At 72.5% G+C, this 15,832-nt stretch carries 15 protein-coding genes; 6 read left to right on the top strand and 9 right to left on the bottom strand.

Annotated elements, in window-relative coordinates:
* Positions 1-98: 98 nt before the first annotated feature.
* The 4 genes from ACFYZZ_RS32310 to ACFYZZ_RS32325 form a co-directional block, all read right to left on the bottom strand.
* Positions 99-935, bottom strand: coding sequence for an NAD(P)H-binding protein (locus ACFYZZ_RS32310; protein ID WP_389183510.1), 837 nt, complete (start codon positions 933-935; stop codon positions 99-101).
* A gap of 127 nt (positions 936-1,062) precedes the next feature.
* Positions 1,063-3,543 (bottom strand): aminopeptidase N, encoded by a 2,481-nt coding sequence (gene pepN, locus ACFYZZ_RS32315; RefSeq protein WP_389183513.1) that lies wholly within the window; start codon positions 3,541-3,543, stop codon positions 1,063-1,065.
* 103 nt (positions 3,544-3,646) lie between these two features.
* On the bottom strand, positions 3,647-3,988 hold the full coding sequence (locus ACFYZZ_RS32320) for a chorismate mutase (protein ID WP_389183516.1): 342 nt from the start codon (positions 3,986-3,988) through the stop codon (positions 3,647-3,649).
* A 56-nt stretch (positions 3,989-4,044) separates the two neighbouring features.
* Positions 4,045-4,923 carry an AraC family transcriptional regulator gene (locus ACFYZZ_RS32325; protein WP_389183519.1) on the bottom strand — a complete coding sequence of 293 codons (879 nt, stop codon included), beginning with the start codon at positions 4,921-4,923 and terminating at the stop codon, positions 4,045-4,047.
* A gap of 98 nt (positions 4,924-5,021) precedes the next feature.
* Here ACFYZZ_RS32325 and ACFYZZ_RS32330 point away from each other — a divergent pair, with 98 nt between their 5' ends.
* Both ACFYZZ_RS32330 and ACFYZZ_RS32335 read left to right on the top strand, forming a co-directional pair.
* Positions 5,022-6,779, top strand: coding sequence for a beta-galactosidase family protein (locus ACFYZZ_RS32330; protein WP_389183522.1), 1,758 nt, complete (start codon positions 5,022-5,024; stop codon positions 6,777-6,779).
* Positions 6,780-6,893: 114 nt separating this feature from the next.
* Entirely contained in the window at positions 6,894-7,769 is an 876-nt protein-coding gene (locus tag ACFYZZ_RS32335; RefSeq protein WP_389183525.1) for a hypothetical protein, read from the top strand.
* 156 nt (positions 7,770-7,925) lie between these two features.
* On the opposite strand, the gene ACFYZZ_RS32340 is transcribed toward ACFYZZ_RS32335, so the two are convergent.
* Together ACFYZZ_RS32340 and ACFYZZ_RS32345 are read right to left on the bottom strand one after the other, a co-directional pair.
* The gene (locus tag ACFYZZ_RS32340; protein WP_389183528.1) at positions 7,926-8,837 is read right to left on the bottom strand and encodes an SDR family oxidoreductase; all 912 of its coding nucleotides are present in this window, start codon (positions 8,835-8,837) and stop codon (positions 7,926-7,928) included.
* Positions 8,834-9,619, bottom strand: a complete 786-nt coding sequence (locus tag ACFYZZ_RS32345; RefSeq protein WP_389183531.1) for an SDR family oxidoreductase — start codon at positions 9,617-9,619, stop codon at positions 8,834-8,836. The genes ACFYZZ_RS32340 and ACFYZZ_RS32345 overlap by 4 nt, the downstream gene beginning before the upstream one ends.
* 100 nt (positions 9,620-9,719) lie before the next feature.
* On the opposite strand from ACFYZZ_RS32345, the gene ACFYZZ_RS32350 reads away from it, so the two are divergent.
* From ACFYZZ_RS32350 to ACFYZZ_RS32365, 4 genes are read left to right on the top strand one after another with little or no spacing between them, the layout of a single operon-like run.
* Positions 9,720-10,463: an enoyl-CoA hydratase family protein gene (locus ACFYZZ_RS32350; RefSeq protein ID WP_389183534.1), complete on the top strand. Its 744-nt coding sequence runs from the start codon at positions 9,720-9,722 to the stop codon at positions 10,461-10,463.
* A complete protein-coding gene (locus ACFYZZ_RS32355; RefSeq protein WP_389183537.1) occupies positions 10,464-11,315 on the top strand; it encodes a CoA transferase subunit A in 852 nt (283 codons plus the stop codon).
* Positions 11,312-12,100: a CoA-transferase subunit beta gene (locus ACFYZZ_RS32360; protein WP_389183540.1), complete on the top strand. Its 789-nt coding sequence runs from the start codon at positions 11,312-11,314 to the stop codon at positions 12,098-12,100. Before ACFYZZ_RS32355 ends, ACFYZZ_RS32360 begins: the two co-directional genes overlap by 4 nt.
* Positions 12,100-13,158: an NAD(P)H-dependent flavin oxidoreductase gene (locus ACFYZZ_RS32365; protein WP_389183542.1), complete on the top strand. Its 1,059-nt coding sequence runs from the start codon at positions 12,100-12,102 to the stop codon at positions 13,156-13,158. Before ACFYZZ_RS32360 ends, ACFYZZ_RS32365 begins: the two co-directional genes overlap by 1 nt.
* Here the strand turns inward: ACFYZZ_RS32365 and ACFYZZ_RS32370 are convergent.
* From ACFYZZ_RS32370 to ACFYZZ_RS32380, 3 genes are read right to left on the bottom strand one after another with little or no spacing between them, the layout of a single operon-like run.
* Positions 13,142-14,299, bottom strand: coding sequence for an acetyl-CoA C-acetyltransferase (locus tag ACFYZZ_RS32370; protein WP_389183545.1), 1,158 nt, complete (start codon positions 14,297-14,299; stop codon positions 13,142-13,144). The genes ACFYZZ_RS32365 and ACFYZZ_RS32370 overlap by 17 nt on opposite strands.
* 38 nt (positions 14,300-14,337) lie before the next feature.
* Positions 14,338-14,997, bottom strand: a complete 660-nt coding sequence (locus ACFYZZ_RS32375) for a TetR/AcrR family transcriptional regulator (protein ID WP_389183548.1) — start codon at positions 14,995-14,997, stop codon at positions 14,338-14,340.
* 24 nt (positions 14,998-15,021) lie between these two features.
* Entirely contained in the window at positions 15,022-15,807 is a 786-nt protein-coding gene (locus ACFYZZ_RS32380) for an SDR family oxidoreductase (RefSeq protein ID WP_386574200.1), read from the bottom strand.
* Positions 15,808-15,832: the final 25 nt, after the last annotated feature.

Below are 15,832 nucleotides of genomic sequence, written 5' to 3' on the forward strand. Positions count from 1 at the left end.
CCTGCGCGATCTGGCACAACCGGACCATCGGCGCACCCATCACCAGGTCACTGATCGCCTACGACCACTGAGCCACATCGGAACTACTCGTCTAGGTTCTAGACGCCTCGGAAGTCGTCCGCGTGATCCTGTGCCCACTGGTCGAAGGTGCGCGCCGGAGTGCCCGTGACCTTCTCGACCGTGGCGGTGATCTCGGGGGGTACGCCCACGGTGGCGGCGAAGCTCTTCAGCAAGGGCTGGACGAACTCCGGCGGGGTGTGCGGGAACAGCTTGGGTCCCGCCTCTTCCGGGGACACCTCGACGAAGGTCAGATCGCGGCCCACCGCCCGGCCGATCGCGGCGATCTGGTCGGTGTTGGTGGTCGCTTCGGGCCCGGTGAGGCGGTGGACGGCGCCTTCGTGACCGTCGTCCAGCAGGGCGCGCTCGGCCACGGCGGCGATGTCGTCCTCGTGGATAGGGGCCGTGAGCATGCCCGCGAAGACACCGTGGACGGTGTTGCCGGCACGGATCTGCGGTGCCCACTGCAACGCGTTGGTGGCGAAGGCGTTGGGGCGCAGGAACGTCCACTCCAGGCCGCTGTAGCGCACCTGCCGCTCGGCGGTGGCGTGCATGACGTGGATGGGATGGGTCTCGTCGGCGCCCTCCTGGATGATCCCGGAAGAGAGCAGCACGACGTGGCGCACCCCGGCCGTGCGCGCGGCCGCCAGCAGGGCGGCTGTCCGCTCGCCGCCCGCCTGGACGTACAGGAAGAGCTTGCTCGCTCCCTCGAACAGGGCAGCGGGCTCCTCCGGTGCGAACCTCACCACCTCGGCGTGCCGGGGCAGACCCGCGCGCTCGGGGTCGCGGGTCAGTGCCCGTACCGGCCGGCCGGCGGCGACCAGACGCTCGACGAGGGCACGGCCGACGTTGCCGGTCGCACCGGTGACTACGATCACGGGTTGCCTCCTGGGCTGGGGTTGATCGTCCTGGTCGTCCTAGGCCTTCCGAGCCTAGGCACGACGATCGGCCCTCCGCATCGTCGTCAGGGACCAGCCACCCCGGCCGCGCCCTACGTCCCCGGCCCTACTCCCCCCGTACCCGCAACGCGCGGGCCAGGTCGTCCAGTTCGTCGACCAGCTTGCGGCGGAGGGCGACGACCGGGTCGGCCTCGTTCAGGCAGGCCTCGCCGAGGGCGAGGGTCTCCGCGTCGACGGCGTGGTACGGGAAGGCCCAGCGGCCGGCGGCGACGGCGATGGCCGGGCCGCGGCGGGCGGCGAGGGCGACCGCGTCCTTGTAGTAGCGCGGCACGTACGCGCGTACCAGGTCGGCCTGTTCGGGCTGCCAGAAGCCCCGCGCGGTGGCCGTGAACAGGTAGTTGGAGAGGTCGTCCGTGACGAACATCGACTCCCAGGCCGCACGCTTGGCCTCGGGGTCGGGCAGGGCGGCGCGGCAGGTGGCGGCGCCCTCCCGGCCGGTGGCGGACGGGTCGCGCTCCAGCTCGGCGGCGATGGCGGCCTCGTCGGTGGCGCCGAGCACGGCGAGCCGGACGAGGATGCGCCAGCGCAGCTCGGGGTCGAGTTCCGGACCGCCGGGCACCGTGCCCTCGGCGAGCCAGGCGGCGATGGTGTCGGGGTGGGCGGCGACGTCGATGAAGTGCCGTACGGCGACCAGGCGCAGGCCGGGGTTGTCGCCGTCCTCGGTGCGGCGCAGCAGGTCGCGGCAGAGGGAGCTGAGGGTGGCGAGGGCGGCCGGGCGGTCCTCGGGGCGCAGGAAGCGGTCGGCGACATGGGTGGAGGCGAACGCGAGGACACCCTGGACGAGGGCCAGGTCGGTCTCCAGCGGGAGGTGGGCGCGGGCTGTCTCCAGATAGGCCTGGGGCGGGAGTTCGCCGTCGCGGACGGCGTCCCTGAGGGCGTTCCACACCACCGCGCGGGTGAGCGGGTCGGGCAGCCCGGACAGGCCCGTGCGGACCGCCTCGAAGGAGTCGGCGTCGAAGCGGACCTTGGCGTAGGTCAGGTCGCCGTCGTTGACCAGGAGCAGCGCGGGGCGCTTGCCGATGGGCTGCGGGGCGGTCTGCGGGACGTCGAGGCCGATGCGCTCGCGCAGGGTGAGGCGGCCCTCGTCGCCGAGGTCGTGGTCGTAGAGGCCGACGGTGACGCGGTGCGGGCGGCTGCCCGCGCGGTCGACGGTCAGGGCGCAGGTGCCGTCGACGGACCCGATGGCCGGGGTGAGCGTGTCGACACCGGTGGTGCGCAGCCAGGCGTCGGCCCAGGCGTGCACGTCGCGCTCGGTGGCCGCGGCGAGGGAGTCGATGAAGTCGGCGAGGGTGGCGTTGGCGAACCGGTGCCGCTTGAAGTGGATGTTGATGCCGGAGAGGAAGTCCTTCTCACCGAGCCAGGCCACCAGCTGGCGCAGCGCGGAGGCGCCCTTGGCGTAGGAGATGCCGTCGAAGTTGAGCAGGGCGGCGGCGGTGTCGTCGACCGCCTCGGGGGCGACCGGGTGGGTGGAGGGGCGCTGGTCGGCGTCGTAGCCCCAGGCCTTGCGGGCGACCCCGAAGTCGGTCCAGGTGTCGGCGAAGCGGGTGGCCTCGGCGGTGGTCTGGTAGCCCATGTACTCGGCGAAGGACTCGTTCAGCCAGATGTCGTCCCACCACTTGAGGGTGACGAGGTCGCCGAACCACATGTGGGCCATCTCGTGGGCGATGACCATGGCGCGGGTCTGCCGCTCGGTGTCGGTGACGGCCGAGCGGAAGACGAACTCGTCGCGGAAGGTGACCAGTCCGGGGTTCTCCATGGCTCCGGCGTTGAACTCGGGGACGAACGCCTGGTCGTAGGAGTCGAACGGGTAGGGCTCCTCGAACTTCTCGTGGTAGCGGTCGAAGCACGCGCGCGTGACCTCGAGGATCTCCGCGGCGTCGGCCTCGAGGTGGGGGGCGAGGGAGCGGCGGCAGTGGATGCCGAAGGGCAGGCCGCGGTGCTCGGTGCGCACGGAGTGCCAGGGGCCGGCGGCGACGGCGACGAGGTAGGTGGAGATCAGCGGGGTCGGGGCGGCCCGCCAGCGGCCCTCGCCGAGGTGCTCGGTGATGCCGTTGGCGAGGACGTTCCAGCCGTCGGGCGCGGTGACGGTGAGCTCGAAGACGGCCTTCAGGTCGGGCTGGTCGAAGGCGGCGAAGACCCGCTGGACGTCGTCCAGGAACAGCTGTGTGTAGACGTACGTCTCGCCGTCGGTGGGGTCGGTGAAGCGGTGCATGCCCTCGCCGGTGCTGGAGTAGGGCATGACCGCGTCGACCCGCAGCTCGTGCTCGCCGGCGGTGAGGTTCTTCAGCGGCAGCCGTTCGTCCTGGAAGGACTCCGGGTCGAGGGGCTGTCCGTCCAGCGTGACGGCGCGCAGCTCGACGGGCTTCAGCTCGACGAACGTGTCCCCGTCGGCCCGCGCGCTGAACCTGATCACGGTACGGGAGTCGAAGGTCTCGTCCCCCGTGGTGAGGTCGAGCTCGATCGAGTAGCGGTGGACGTCGAGGAACTGTGCTCGGAGCTGCGCTTCGTCGCGCGTGATGACGGACATGCACGCCATGCTGCCTGATGCCGCCGACAGCGCACAGGGGTGGATCGTTACACGACATATGTCCGGCCCCGCACCCCCTGCCCGGTGTACCCTCCGGCGGGGATCAGGCGGGCTGCCCGTTCGCGGTGTCCTCGGCGATGGACTCGTGGTGCCGGATCACCTCGGCGATGATGAAGTTCAGGAACTTCTCCGCGAACGCCGGGTCGAGCTTGGCGTTCTCGGCGAGGCTGCGCAGCCGCTCGATCTGCCGGGCCTCGCGGGCCGGGTCGGCGGGCGGCAGCTGGTGCACCGCCTTGAGCCGGCCGACCTGCTGAGTGCACTTGAAGCGCTCGGCGAGCATGTGGACGACGGCTGCGTCGATGTTGTCGATGCTCTGACGCAGCCGCTCCAGTTCCTGGCGGACCGCGGGGTCGACGTCATCGCTACCGGTGTTCCTGATGGTCATGGGCGTCAACCCTAAGGGGCGGGGCACCTCCCGTTCACCGGCTGATCAGCATGCGATCAGCCGCCGATCGTCGGAGGATCGTCCGGATCCGGGATCCGGTCGCTCCAGCCGCCGGGGACGCTGCGGCCCTGCTGGGCGCGGAAGCGGACGGGGGCGAGGCCGACCCGGCGGGAGAACAGGCGGGAGAAGTAGGCGGGGTCGTCGTAGCCGACGCGGCGGGCGACGGCGGCGACGGGCAGCTCGGTGGCGGCGAGGAGTTCCTTGGCGCGGCCCAGGCGGATGCCGAGAAGGTAGTCCTTGGGGCTGCATCCGGCGGCGCGGCGGACGGCATTGCGCAGCTCGGCGGGGGTCATGCCGTGCCGGGCGGCGTGGTCGGCGACGCTCATCGGCCGGCAGGCGTCCCGGGCCAGGGCCTGGAGCACCTGGTCGCCGTCGGGGGCGAGGTCGGCGCGGGCGCGACGCAGGGCGACGAGGAGTTCGTGGACGGCGGCGCCGGTCTCGACCTCCAGCAGGGGGTTGCCGCGGCGGGCGGCGCGTGCGATGCGGGCGACGACCGCGCGGGGGCCGGTGGCGTCCGAGAGCGGCACGACGGGCCGCTCGGGCTCGATGTAGCCGAGTTCGGTGTAGGTCGCGGTGGCGGGCCCGGCGAAGTCGACGAAGCCCTCGTCCCAGCCGGTGTCCGGGTCGGGCCCGTAGTGGTGCGGCACTCCGGGGGTGAGCCAGAGCAGCGCGGGCGCGGTGACGGTGGTACGGCGGCCGTCGGCGCCCTGGTACCAGCCGCCGCCCGTGCTGACCACGACGGCCACGTGGTGGTCGAGGGTGCGGGGGCCGACCGTGGGCAGCGTGCCGTACTGGAGGCCGACACCGAGGCAGACCAGGCCGAGACGGTGGTGGGCGGGGCCGGGGCTGAAGAACCGCATCCAGGTCTGGTACATCGGCGCTCCTCCCGGCGTCGGCGACGGCGGACTTTTGTCCAAGCAGCGCCGATCTTCGTCCATGGCGTCGATCACCGCCAGGGCCGAGGCTTGGGTGCATGAGCGAGTTCACGGTGGGGGAATCCGACTTCCTGCTGGACGGGCGGCCGGTACGGCTGCTGTCCGGGGCGCTGCACTACTTCCGGGTGCACGAGGCGCACTGGCGGCACCGGCTGGAGATGCTGCGGGCGATGGGCCTCAACTGCGTGGAGACGTACGTCCCGTGGAACCTGCACCAGCCGGGCCCGGGGCGTTTCAGGGACGTGCGGGCGGTCGGCCGGTTCCTGGACGCGGTCTGCGAGGCCGGCCTGTGGGCGATCGTGCGGCCGGGTCCGTACATCTGCGCCGAGTGGGAGAACGGCGGGCTGCCGCACTGGGTGACCGGCGAGCCGGGTACGCGCGCGCGTACCCGTGACGAGCGCTTCCTGTTCCACGTGCGGAACTGGTTCCACCAGCTGCTGCACGAGATCGTGCCCCGGCAGATCGACCGGGGCGGCCCGGTGATCATGGTGCAGGTCGAGAACGAGTACGGCAGCTACGGCTCGGACGCGGACTACCTGGAGCAGCTCGCCGAGCTGCTGCGGGTCAAGGGCGTCACGGTGCCGCTGTTCACCTCGGACGGCCCTGAGGACCACATGCTCACCGGCGGCTCGCTGCCCGGTGTGCTCGCCACGGTGAACTTCGGTTCCCACGCGCGCGCGGCCTTCGAGACGCTGCGCCGCCACCGCCCCGCGGGCCCGCTGATGTGCATGGAGTTCTGGTGCGGCTGGTTCGACCACTGGGGCGGCGAACACGTCGTACGGGATCCCGGGGAGGCCACCGAGGCTCTGCGGGAGATCCTGGAGTGCGGCGCCTCGGTGAACCTGTACATGGCACACGGCGGCACGAGTTTCGCGGGCTGGGCGGGCGCCAACCGGGGCGGCGGCGAGCTGTACGAGGGCGCGCTGGAGCCGGACGTGACCTCGTACGACTACGACGCACCGGTCGACGAGCACGGGCGCCCCACGGAGAAGTTCTGGCGCTTCCGCGAGGTGCTGGCCGGGTACCACCCTGCTCCCCTGCCCGAACTTCCGCCCCCGCCTGCTCGGTTGGTCTCTCCGACGGAGGTGGCGCTCACCGGATGGGCACCCATGGGTGACGTCCTGGAGGCGCTCGGCGGCGAGGAGACCGTCACCCCCGTACCGCCGTCCTTCGAGGAGCTGGGCGTCGCCCGGGGCCTGGTGCGCTACGAGGTGAGCGTGCCGGGACCGCGGCAGCCGTACCCGCTGACGGTGCGCGGGCTCAGGGATCTCGCGGTGGTGTACGTCGACGGCGAGCGGGCCGGGGTGCTCACCGAGGAGGAGCCCCGGCTGAAGGAGCCCGTCGCGGGCCCCGCGTGCGTGGAGCTGTGGGTGGAGTCCCTGGGGAGGGTGAACTACGGGCCGCGCTCCGGCGAGGCGAAGGGCATCACCGGGGGCGTCCTGCACGAGCGGCAGTATCTGCACGGGGTACGCGCGCGCGGGCTCGATCTGGACGCTTTCGACGACGGCCTGGAGGCGGTGCCCTTCGGCGCGCTGTCCGGGGACGGTGCCCCGGGGCTGTACCGGGGCACCGTCACGGTCCGCGGGGCCGGGGACGCCCGGCTCGAACTGCCCGGCTGGACGCGGGGCTTCGTCTGGGTCAACGGCTTCGGCCTGGGCCGCTACTGGTCCGTGGGGCCGCAGCGCTCCCTGTACGTCCCCGGGCCGGTGCTGCGGGAGGGCGAGAACGAGGTGTGGGTGCTGGAACTTCAGGAGGCGGGGCCGGGTCCGCGCACGCCGCGGCTGCTGCCGGTCTGAGCCCCTGATCCGGGGGCCGCGGCTCGTGTGAGGGTGGTCAGTCCGCCTACCGGCGAAATCCGCTCACACCCGCCTAGAGTGGATGGCAGTTCTGGGCGTCTTAGGGGGTCGGACGTGGCGAACGGCGGACCGGTCGAGCACGGCTACCCGCATCTGGAGACGGTGCGGGCCGCGATCACCGCGCTGTACAAGCGGCTGTCGTACGACACCGTGCAGACCTTCTCGGCCAGCGTGGCCCCCGCCGACGTGGCCTTCAGCGACACGGACGACCTGCATCTGGGCGCCCAGCGCGTGGCCCGCGAGATCGTACGGCACTTCCGGCTGCCCGACGCCCGGCTGATCGTCGACTTCCGGGAGATGAGCCACGCGGCCAATGTCGAACTGGCGGCGGGCCCCGAGTACTTCGTCGAGCTGAACGACCGCTTCCGCACCCACCGCAGGGACATCGGCGCCGCCCTCGCCCACGAGGTGACCCACGTCTACCTGCACCGCCTCGACCTCGCCTTCCCCACCACGGCGGAGAACGAGATCCTCACGGACACGGCGACGACCTACCTGGGCGCGGGGTGGCTGCTGCTGGACGCCTACCGCGAGGACAGCGCCTCCTCCCAGAAGCTCGGCTATCTCACCCCCGAGGAGTTCGGTTACGTCCTCGCCAAACGGGCCCGGCTCTTCGGCGAGGATCCCTCCGTGTGGTTCACCAGCCCGCAGGCGTACACAGCCTACGGCAAGGGCATGGAGCGGGCCCGGCGGGACGAGCAGCAGCCGCCGCTGACCGCGGCCGGCTGGGCGGGCCGGCGCCGCTACGCCCACGACCGGCGCCACGGCGTCCCGCCCGGAGCGCCGTACGCCTTCAGCCCCGACCCCGCCGGCCACCTCCGCGTCTCCTTCCCCTGCCCCACCTGCCACCAGCGCATCAGGGTGCCGGTCCGGGGGCGGGTTCGGGCGCGGTGCGGGTTGTGCAAAACGGTTCTGGAGTGCGACACCTAGGTGCACGGCACCCCTGTTTGTACCTGCGCTTCTCGACTGTTTGTACCTGCGCTTCTCGACCCACCGAGTCGGGTGGTGGGTGGGCATAGGCCGGGGGTCCAGGGGGCGGAGCCCCCTGGTGGGCCCAGTGCAGCTCCGAGCACTCGGCGGCCGCCCCTACCCCTCAGCCCCGTACACCACCCCCGGCACCTCCGCCTCTGCCAACAACTTCAGCGCCGCCTCCCCCGCCTCGGCCGGGGCCCACCGCGCCCCCTTGTCCAGGCCGGGCCCCGCGCGCCAGCCCTCCATCACCGTGATCCGGCCACCCTCCGCCTCGAACACCCGGCCGCTCACCCCGGCGCACGCCGCGGAGCCGAGCCAGACGACCAGCGGGGAGACGTTCTCGGGGGCCATGGTGTCGAAGCCTGCGGCCGGAGCCGCCATGGTCTCGGCGAAGGTGCGTTCCGTCATACGGGTGCGGGCCGCCGGGGCGATGGCGTTGACCTGGACGCCATAGCGGGCGAGTTCGGCCGCCGCGACGAGGGTCAGGCCGATGATCCCGGCCTTGGCGGCGCTGTAGTTCCCCTGCCCGACCGAGCCCAGCAGGCCCGCCCCGCTGCTGGTGTTGACGATCCGGGCGACCGGCGTGCGGCCGGCCTTGGCCTCGGCCCGCCAGTGCGCGGCGGCGTGTTTGAGGGGGAGGAAGTGACCCTTGAGGTGGACGCGGATCACGGCGTCCCAGTCGTCCTCGTCGAGGTTGACGAGCATGCGGTCGCGCAGGAAGCCGGCGTTGTTGACGAGGGTGTCGAGGCGGCCGTACGTCTCGACGGCGGTCCGGATCAGGGAGGCGGCGCCCTCGGTGGTCGCGATGTCGCCGCCGTGCGCGATCGCCTCGCCGCCCGCCTCCCGGATCTCCGCGACGACGGCCGCCGCCGGGCTGTCGGGTCCTGGTACCCCGTCCAGCCCGACGCCCAGGTCGTTGACGACGACCCGGGCGCCCTCGGTGGCGAAGGCGAGGGCGTGGGCGCGGCCCAGCCCCCGTCCGGCTCCGGTGACGACGACGACTCGCCCTGCGCAGATTCCGGTCATGCCAGGCCTCCTTGTTCTTCCTTGTCGGCGGTCGCGGCGTCGAGGAAGGCGGGCCGCTCCCCGCCCCCGTGCACCTGCAGACTCGCCCCGCTGATGTAGGCGGCCGCGTCGGAGGCGAGGAAGACGGCGGCCGCGCCGACGTCCGAGGGGGTGGCCAGCCGGCCGAGCGGGACGGTGCGGGAGACCGCGGCGAGGCCGTCCGGGCCGCCGTAGTGCAGATGGGACTGCTCGGTGCGGACCATGCCGACGACCAGCGTGTTGACGCGGACCTCCGGCGCCCATTCCACGGCCATCGACGCGGCCAGGTTCGCCAGGCCCGCCTTGGCCGCGCCGTAGGCCGCCGAGCCGGGCGAGGGCCGGCCGCCGCTCACGCTGCCGACCATGACGACCGAGCCTCGGGCGCGCCGGAGCCGGTCGTAGGCGGCGAGGGAGGCGGTCAGCGGGGTGACGAGGTTCAGCTCGATGACCCGGGCGTGCCGCTCGGCGTCCGCGTCGGCCAGCCGCCGGTACGGGGTGCCGCCCGCGTTGTTGACGAGGACGTCGAGCCGGGGCAGCGCGGCGAAGAAGGCGCGGACGGCGGGCGGATCGCGCAGGTCGAGGGGGGCGAACTCCACGCCTTCGAGGGGCTGTTCGGGCGGACGCCGGGCGCAGGCCAGTACCTGGGCACCGGCCCGGGCGAAGGCCTGCGCGATGCCCGCCCCGACGCCCCGGGTGCCGCCGGTGACGACGACGGTCCTGCCGCGCAGCGAGTTGTCCACAGGCCCTGCCGCGGAGTTTTCCACAGGCTCTCCCGCTCGTCTTCGCCGACTGCTAGCTTCGAAGCCTCACACCTAACAAATGTTTGGTGGAAAGGCGTTGAGTGCGAAGGTAGCTGATGCGTCCATGGGTGTCTCCATGTCGGTCCCGGAAAAGGGGATTTCCGTAGTCACGGTCGACTTCCCGCCGGTGAACGCGCTGCCGGTGAGCGGCTGGTTCGCCCTGGCCGAGGCCGTGCGCGCTGCGGGCCGTGACCCCGGGGTGCGGTGCGTGGTGCTGGCCGCCGAGGGGCGCGGTTTCAACGCGGGCGTGGACATCAAGGAGATACAGGCGGCGGGTCAGGAGGCACTGATCGGCGCCAACCAGGGCTGCGCGGAGGCCTTCGCGGCGGTGTACGAGTGCGAGACGCCAGTGATAGCGGCGGTGCACGGGTTCTGTCTGGGCGGCGGGATAGGCCTGGTGGGGAACGCGGACGCGATCGTGGCGAGCGACGACGCCTCCTTCGGGCTGCCGGAGCTGGACCGGGGCGCGCTGGGTGCCGCCACGCATCTGGCCCGGCTGGTTCCGCAGCACCTGATGCGCGCGCTGTACTACACCTCGCGCACGGCGAGCGCCGCCGAGCTGCACGCGCACGGCTCGGTGTGGCGGGTGGTGCCCCGGGCGCAGTTGCAGGCAGCTGCGCTGGAGCTGGCCCACGAGATCGCCGCCAAGGACGGACGGCTGCTGCGCATGGCCAAGGCCGCCATCAACGGGATCGATCCCGTCGACGTGCGCCGCAGTTACCGCTTCGAACAGGGCTTCACGTTCGAGGCCAACCTCAGCGGACTGGCCGACCGGGTCCGCGACACGTTCGGGAAGGAGGGGGCGTAGGTGGGCGACAAGACGATGACCGCCGACGAGGTGGTCTCCCGGCTGTCCAGCGGGATGACCCTGGGCATCGGCGGCTGGGGTTCACGGCGCAAGCCGATGGCGCTGGTCAGGGCCCTGCTGAGAGCCGGGATCGGAGACCTCACGGTCATCTCGTACGGCGGCCCGGACATCGGCATGCTGGCCGCGGCCGGCCGGATCCGCACCCTGGTCACCGCCTTCGTCACGCTCGACTCCATCCCGCTCGAACCGCACTACCGGGCAGCCCGGGAGCGCGGGGACTTCGAGCTGACGGAGGTCGACGAGGGGATGTTCATGTGGGGGCTGCACGCGGCCGCCCACCGGCTGCCCTTCCTGCCGGTGCGGGCGGGTGTCGGCTCGGACGTCATGCGGGTCAACCCGGGTCTGAGGACGGTCACTTCGCCGTACGAGGACGGGGAGACGTTCGTGGCCATGCCGGCCTTGCGGATGGACGCGGCCCTGGTGCACGTCAACCGCGCCGACCGGCTCGGCAACGGGCAGTACCTGGGCCCGGACCCCTACTTCGACGACCTGTTCTGCGAGGCGGCGGACGAGGCCTACGTCTCCTGCGAACGGATCGTCGACACGGCCGAGTTGACGAAGGAGGCGGCCCCGCAGTCGCTGCTTCTCAAGCGGCTCACGGTGACGGGTGTGGTCGAGGCACCGAACGGCGCACACTTCACCTCCTGCGCGCCGGACTACGGCCGGGACGAGGAGTACCAGCGGGAGTACGCGTCCACGCCGTGGCCGGAGTTCGCCGAGCGGTTCCTGTCCGGGGACGAGGAGGCGTACCGGTCGGCGGTGCGGGAGTGGCGGAAGGAGCGGGAAGCATGAAGCCCACCCGAGCCCCCCTTCCCTCGCCCACCCGCGGCCCTCTTCCCCCGCCCACCCGCGCCGAGTACTGCGTGATCGCCTGCGCCGAGGCCTGGCGGGGCGGCGGGGAGATCCTGGCCAGTCCGATGGGTCTGATCCCGTCGCTGGGCGCGCGGCTGGCCCGGCTCACCTTCGCGCCGGACCTGCTGCTCACCGACGGGGAGGCGCTGCTGGTCCGCCCGGACGGCACACCCGAGGGCTGGCTGCCCTACCGGCAGCATCTGGCGCTGGTGGCGGGCGGACGCCGGCACGTGATGATGGGCGCGAGCCAGATCGACCGGTACGGCAACCAGAACATCTCCTGCATCGGCGACTGGACCCGGCCCCGGCGGCAGCTGCTCGGGGTGCGCGGAGCACCGCTGAACACGCTGAACAATCCGACGAGTTACTGGATCCCGAGACACTCCGGGCGGGTGTTCGTGGAGCGGGTGGACATGGTGTGCGGGGTGGGGTACGACCGGGCGGCGGAGCTGGGGAGCACGGCCCGCTTCCACCGCATCCCCCGGGTCGTCTCCGACCTCGGCGTCTTCGACTTCGCCACCCCCGACCGCTCGATGCGGCTGGCCTCGCTGCATCCGGGGGTGAGTGTGGAGCAGGTGCGGGAGGCGACGGGCTTCGCGCTCGCCGTGCCCGACGAGGTGCCGTACACCCGGGACCCCGGCGAGGAGGAGCTGCGGCTGATCCGCGAGGTGCTGGATCCGGCGGGGGCCCGCGCGCGTGAGGTGCCCGAGGCGGCGAGGGGGTGATGGAGACCGCGCTGACCCGGCTGGTCGGGGTCCGGCATCCGATCGTGCAGACCGGGATGGGCTGGGTGGCCGGCCCCCGGCTGGTCTCGGCGGCGGCGAACGCGGGGGCGCTCGGCATCCTGGCCTCCGCGACGATGACCGTCGACCAGCTGCGGGCGGCGATACGGGAGGTCCGGTCGCGGACCCGGGCGCCGTTCGGGGTGAACCTGCGGGCGGACGCGGCCGATGCGGCCGACCGGGTGCAGATCATGCTGGACGAGCACGTCCGGGTGGCCTCCTTCGCCCTGGCTCCCTCCCCCGAGCTGATCACCCGGCTCAAGGAGGCAGGTGTGGTGGTCGTCCCGTCCGTCGGGGCGCGGCGGCACGCCGAGAAGGTGGCCGCGTGGGGTGCGGACGCGGTGATCGTGCAGGGCGGCGAGGGCGGCGGGCACACCGGCGAGGTGGCGTCGACCGTGCTGCTGCCGCAGGTGGTGGACGCGGTGCGGATACCGGTGGTGGCGGCGGGCGGCTTCTTCGACGGGCGGGGCCTGGTCGCGGCGCTGGCCTACGGGGCGGCCGGGGTGGCGATGGGTACCCGGTTCCTGCTCACCTCGGACTCGACGGTGCCGACCGCGGTGAAGGCCCGGTATCTGGCGGCGACGGTCCGGGACGTGACGGTCACCCGGGCGGTGGACGGGCTGCCGCACCGGATGCTGCGCACCGACCTGGTCGACGCGCTGGAGCGGTCCGGCCGCATACGGGCTCTCGCCCACGCGGTGCGGCGGGCCTCTGGCTTCCGGCGGCTGTCGGGGCTCACCTGGCGGCAGCTGGTCCGGGACGGCCTGGCCCTCAGACACGGCAAGGAGCTGTCCTGGAGTCAGGTGCTGCTGGCCGCGAACACGCCGATGCTGCTGAAGTCGGCGATGGTGGACGGCCGTACGGACCTCGGGGTGATGGCCTCAGGGCAGGTCGCCGGGGTGATCGACGACCTGCCGTCGTGCGCGGAGCTGGTGGAGCGGATCGTGAAGGAGGCCGAGGAGGTGCTGGCAGGGCTGGAGAGACTCAGAGGCGTTCGATGATCGTCACGTTCGCCTGACCGCCGCCCTCGCACATGGTTTGGAGGCCGAACCGGCCGCCGGTGCGCTCCAGTTCGTGCAGCAGGGTCGTCATCAGCCGGACGCCGGTGGCGCCGAGCGGGTGGCCGAGGGCGATGGCGCCGCCGTTGACGTTGACCTTCTCCGGGTCGGCGCCGGTCTCCTTGAGCCAGGCGAGCACGACGGGGGCGAAGGCCTCGTTGATCTCCACGAGGTCGATGGCGTCGATGGTCAGGCCGGTCTTCTTCAGGGCGTGGGCGGTGGCCGGGATCGGCGCGGAGAGCATGCGGATGGGGTCCTCGCCGCGCACGGAGAGGTGGTGGACGCGGGCCCGCGGGCGCAGCCCGTGTTCCCGTACCGCCCGCTCGGAGGCGAGCAGCATGGCCGCGGCTCCGTCGGAGACCTGGGAGGAGCAGGCCGCGGTGATGGTGCCGCCGTCGAGGACGGGCTTGAGGGTGGCCATCTTGTCCAGGGAGGTGTCCCGGCGCGGGCCCTCGTCGACGGTGACCTGGCCGTAGGGGACGGTCTCGCGCTCGAAGCGGCCGGTGTCGATGGCCCAGACCGCCCGCCGGTGCGAGCGCAGGGCGAACTCCTCCTGGTCGGCGCGGCTGATGCCCCACTTGGCGGCGATCATCTCGGCGCCGGCGAACTGGTTGACGGGCTGGTCGCTGTAGCGGGCGCGCCAGCCGGTGCTGCCGAGGAAGGGTCCGTCGGTCAGGCCGAGGGGGTCGGCGGCCTGCCGGGAGGCGAAGGCAATGGGGATCTGGGACATGTTCTGCACCCCGCCCGCGACCACCAGGTCCTGGGTGCCGGAGAGCACGGCCTGCGCGGCGAAGTGCACGGCCTGCTGGGAGGAACCGCACTGCCGGTCGACGGTGACGCCCGGCACCTCCTCGGGCAGCCCTGCGGCCAGCCAGCAGGTGCGGGCGATGTCCCCGGCCTGCGGTCCCACCGCGTCCAGGCAGCCGAAGACGACGTCCTCCACGGCGACCGGGTCGATCCCGGACCGTTCCACGAGCGCCTTGAGCACATGGGCGCCCAGGTCGGCCGGGTGGACCCCGCTGAGCCCTCCCCCGCGCCGCCCGACGGGCGTGCGGACCGCTTCGACTATGTAGGCCTCGGCCATGGCGACTCCCTCACAGGAAAGGGGTGTTGAGCGTGATGTCATTCGCGTACGGCGATCCCGTCCAGCACCATCGACAGGTACTGACGGGCGATCTCCTCCGGGCTGTGCTGTCCGCCGGGCCGGTACCAGGACGCGGCGACCCACACCGTGTCCCGGACGAACCGGTAGGTGAGCCGGACGTCCAGGTCGGCGCGGAAGACGCGCTCGGCGACTCCGCGTTCGAGCGTGGACAGCCATGCCTTCTCGAACCGGCGCTGCGAGTCGGCGAGGAAGGCGAAGCGGTCCTGCGCGACGAGCTGCTTGCTCTCCTTCTGGTAGATCGCGACGGCGGCGCGGTGCCGGTCGATCTCCCGGAAGGACTCGGTGACCAGGGCCTCCAGGGTCTCGCGGGGCCCGAGCCCGGAGGCCAGGACGGTGTCGTAGCCGTCCCACAGCTCGTCCAGGAAGGTCCGCAGGATCTCCTCCAGCATCGACTCCTTGGAGTCGAAGTGGTAGTAGAGGCTGCCCGCGAGCATTCCCGCGTGGTCGGCGATGGTGCGGACGGTGGTGGCGTTGTAGCCCTGCTCGGCGAAGACCTCGGCGGCGGTGCCGAGGAGTTCGTGGCGGCGGTCCTGAGCGGCGGCAGCCGCGGGCTTCCTCGTGGCGGCGGCCGTGGGCTTCTTCGGGGCGGTCACCTGGGGCTTCTTCTTGGTCGGCACGAACCCATTGTGGTCTGCCCGTCGTCAGGGATGCTGGCTGCTGACGGCGACGACCTCGCCGGTCAGGTACGAGGAGTAGCCGGAGGCCAGGAACACGATCACGTTGGCCACCTCCCAGGGCTCGGCGTACCGCCCGAAGGCCTCCCGTGCGGTCAGTTCCCGGAGCAGTTCGGCGGAGGTGACCTTCACCAGGTGCGGATGCATGGCGAGGCTGGGTGCCACCGCGTTGACCCGCACCCCGTAGGCGGCCGCCTCGATCGCCGCGCACCGGGTCAGCGCCATCACGCCGGCCTTGGCGGCGGCGTAGTGGGCCTGGCCGGCCTGGGCGCGCCAGCCGACGACGGAGGCGTTGTTGACGATCACCCCGCCGCCGGTGTCCCGCATCGCGCGCAGGGCCGCCCGGGTGCAGCGGAAGGTGCCGTTCAGCGTGACGTCGAGGACGCGGGACCACTGTTCGTCGGTCATGTCGACGAGGTCCGAGGTGCCGCCGAGGCCCGCGTTGTTGACCACGATGTCGAGCTTTCCGTGCTCCCGTACGGCTGCCTCGAAGAGTGCGCCCACCTGGGACTCGTCGGTGACGTCGCAGGGCACCGCGGCCACCGCGCCGGGGAACTCCCGGCCGAGGCGGGCCTCGTGCTCCTTCAGGCGGCGCGTGTGCGCGTCGCTGATCAGCACCCGGGCGCCCTCCTCCAGGAAGCGGCGCGCGGTGGCCCCGCCGATCCCCGCGCCGGCCGCAGCGGTGACGACGGCGGTGCGCCCCTTCAGCAGCCCGTGCCCGGGCTCGTACGCCGGACTCTCGACGCCTGTCATAGGGCCACGCTAACCTACCAAACAC

The sequence above is a fragment of the Streptomyces sp. NPDC001816 genome, from assembly GCF_042892235.1.
GTDB lineage: Bacteria > Actinomycetota > Actinomycetes > Streptomycetales > Streptomycetaceae > Streptomyces.

What these genes read in the sequence shown, in the direction of transcription:
- pepN (WP_389183513.1), bottom strand. Translation starts at nt 3,543, where the DNA reads ATGTCCGTCATCACGCGCGACGAAGCGCAGCTCCGAGCACAGTTCCTC.
- ACFYZZ_RS32320 (WP_389183516.1), bottom strand. Translation starts at nt 3,988, where the DNA reads ATGACCATCAGGAACACCGGTAGCGATGACGTCGACCCCGCGGTCCGC.
- ACFYZZ_RS32325 (WP_389183519.1), bottom strand. Translation starts at nt 4,923, where the DNA reads ATGTACCAGACCTGGATGCGGTTCTTCAGCCCCGGCCCCGCCCACCAC.
- ACFYZZ_RS32330 (WP_389183522.1), top strand. Translation starts at nt 5,022, where the DNA reads ATGAGCGAGTTCACGGTGGGGGAATCCGACTTCCTGCTGGACGGGCGG.
- ACFYZZ_RS32340 (WP_389183528.1), bottom strand. Translation starts at nt 8,837, where the DNA reads ATGACCGGAATCTGCGCAGGGCGAGTCGTCGTCGTCACCGGAGCCGGA.
- ACFYZZ_RS32350 (WP_389183534.1), top strand. Translation starts at nt 9,720, where the DNA reads ATGGGTGTCTCCATGTCGGTCCCGGAAAAGGGGATTTCCGTAGTCACG.
- ACFYZZ_RS32360 (WP_389183540.1), top strand. Translation starts at nt 11,312, where the DNA reads ATGAAGCCCACCCGAGCCCCCCTTCCCTCGCCCACCCGCGGCCCTCTT.
- ACFYZZ_RS32365 (WP_389183542.1), top strand. Translation starts at nt 12,100, where the DNA reads ATGGAGACCGCGCTGACCCGGCTGGTCGGGGTCCGGCATCCGATCGTG.
- ACFYZZ_RS32370 (WP_389183545.1), bottom strand. Translation starts at nt 14,299, where the DNA reads ATGGCCGAGGCCTACATAGTCGAAGCGGTCCGCACGCCCGTCGGGCGG.
- ACFYZZ_RS32380 (WP_386574200.1), bottom strand. Translation starts at nt 15,807, where the DNA reads ATGACAGGCGTCGAGAGTCCGGCGTACGAGCCCGGGCACGGGCTGCTG.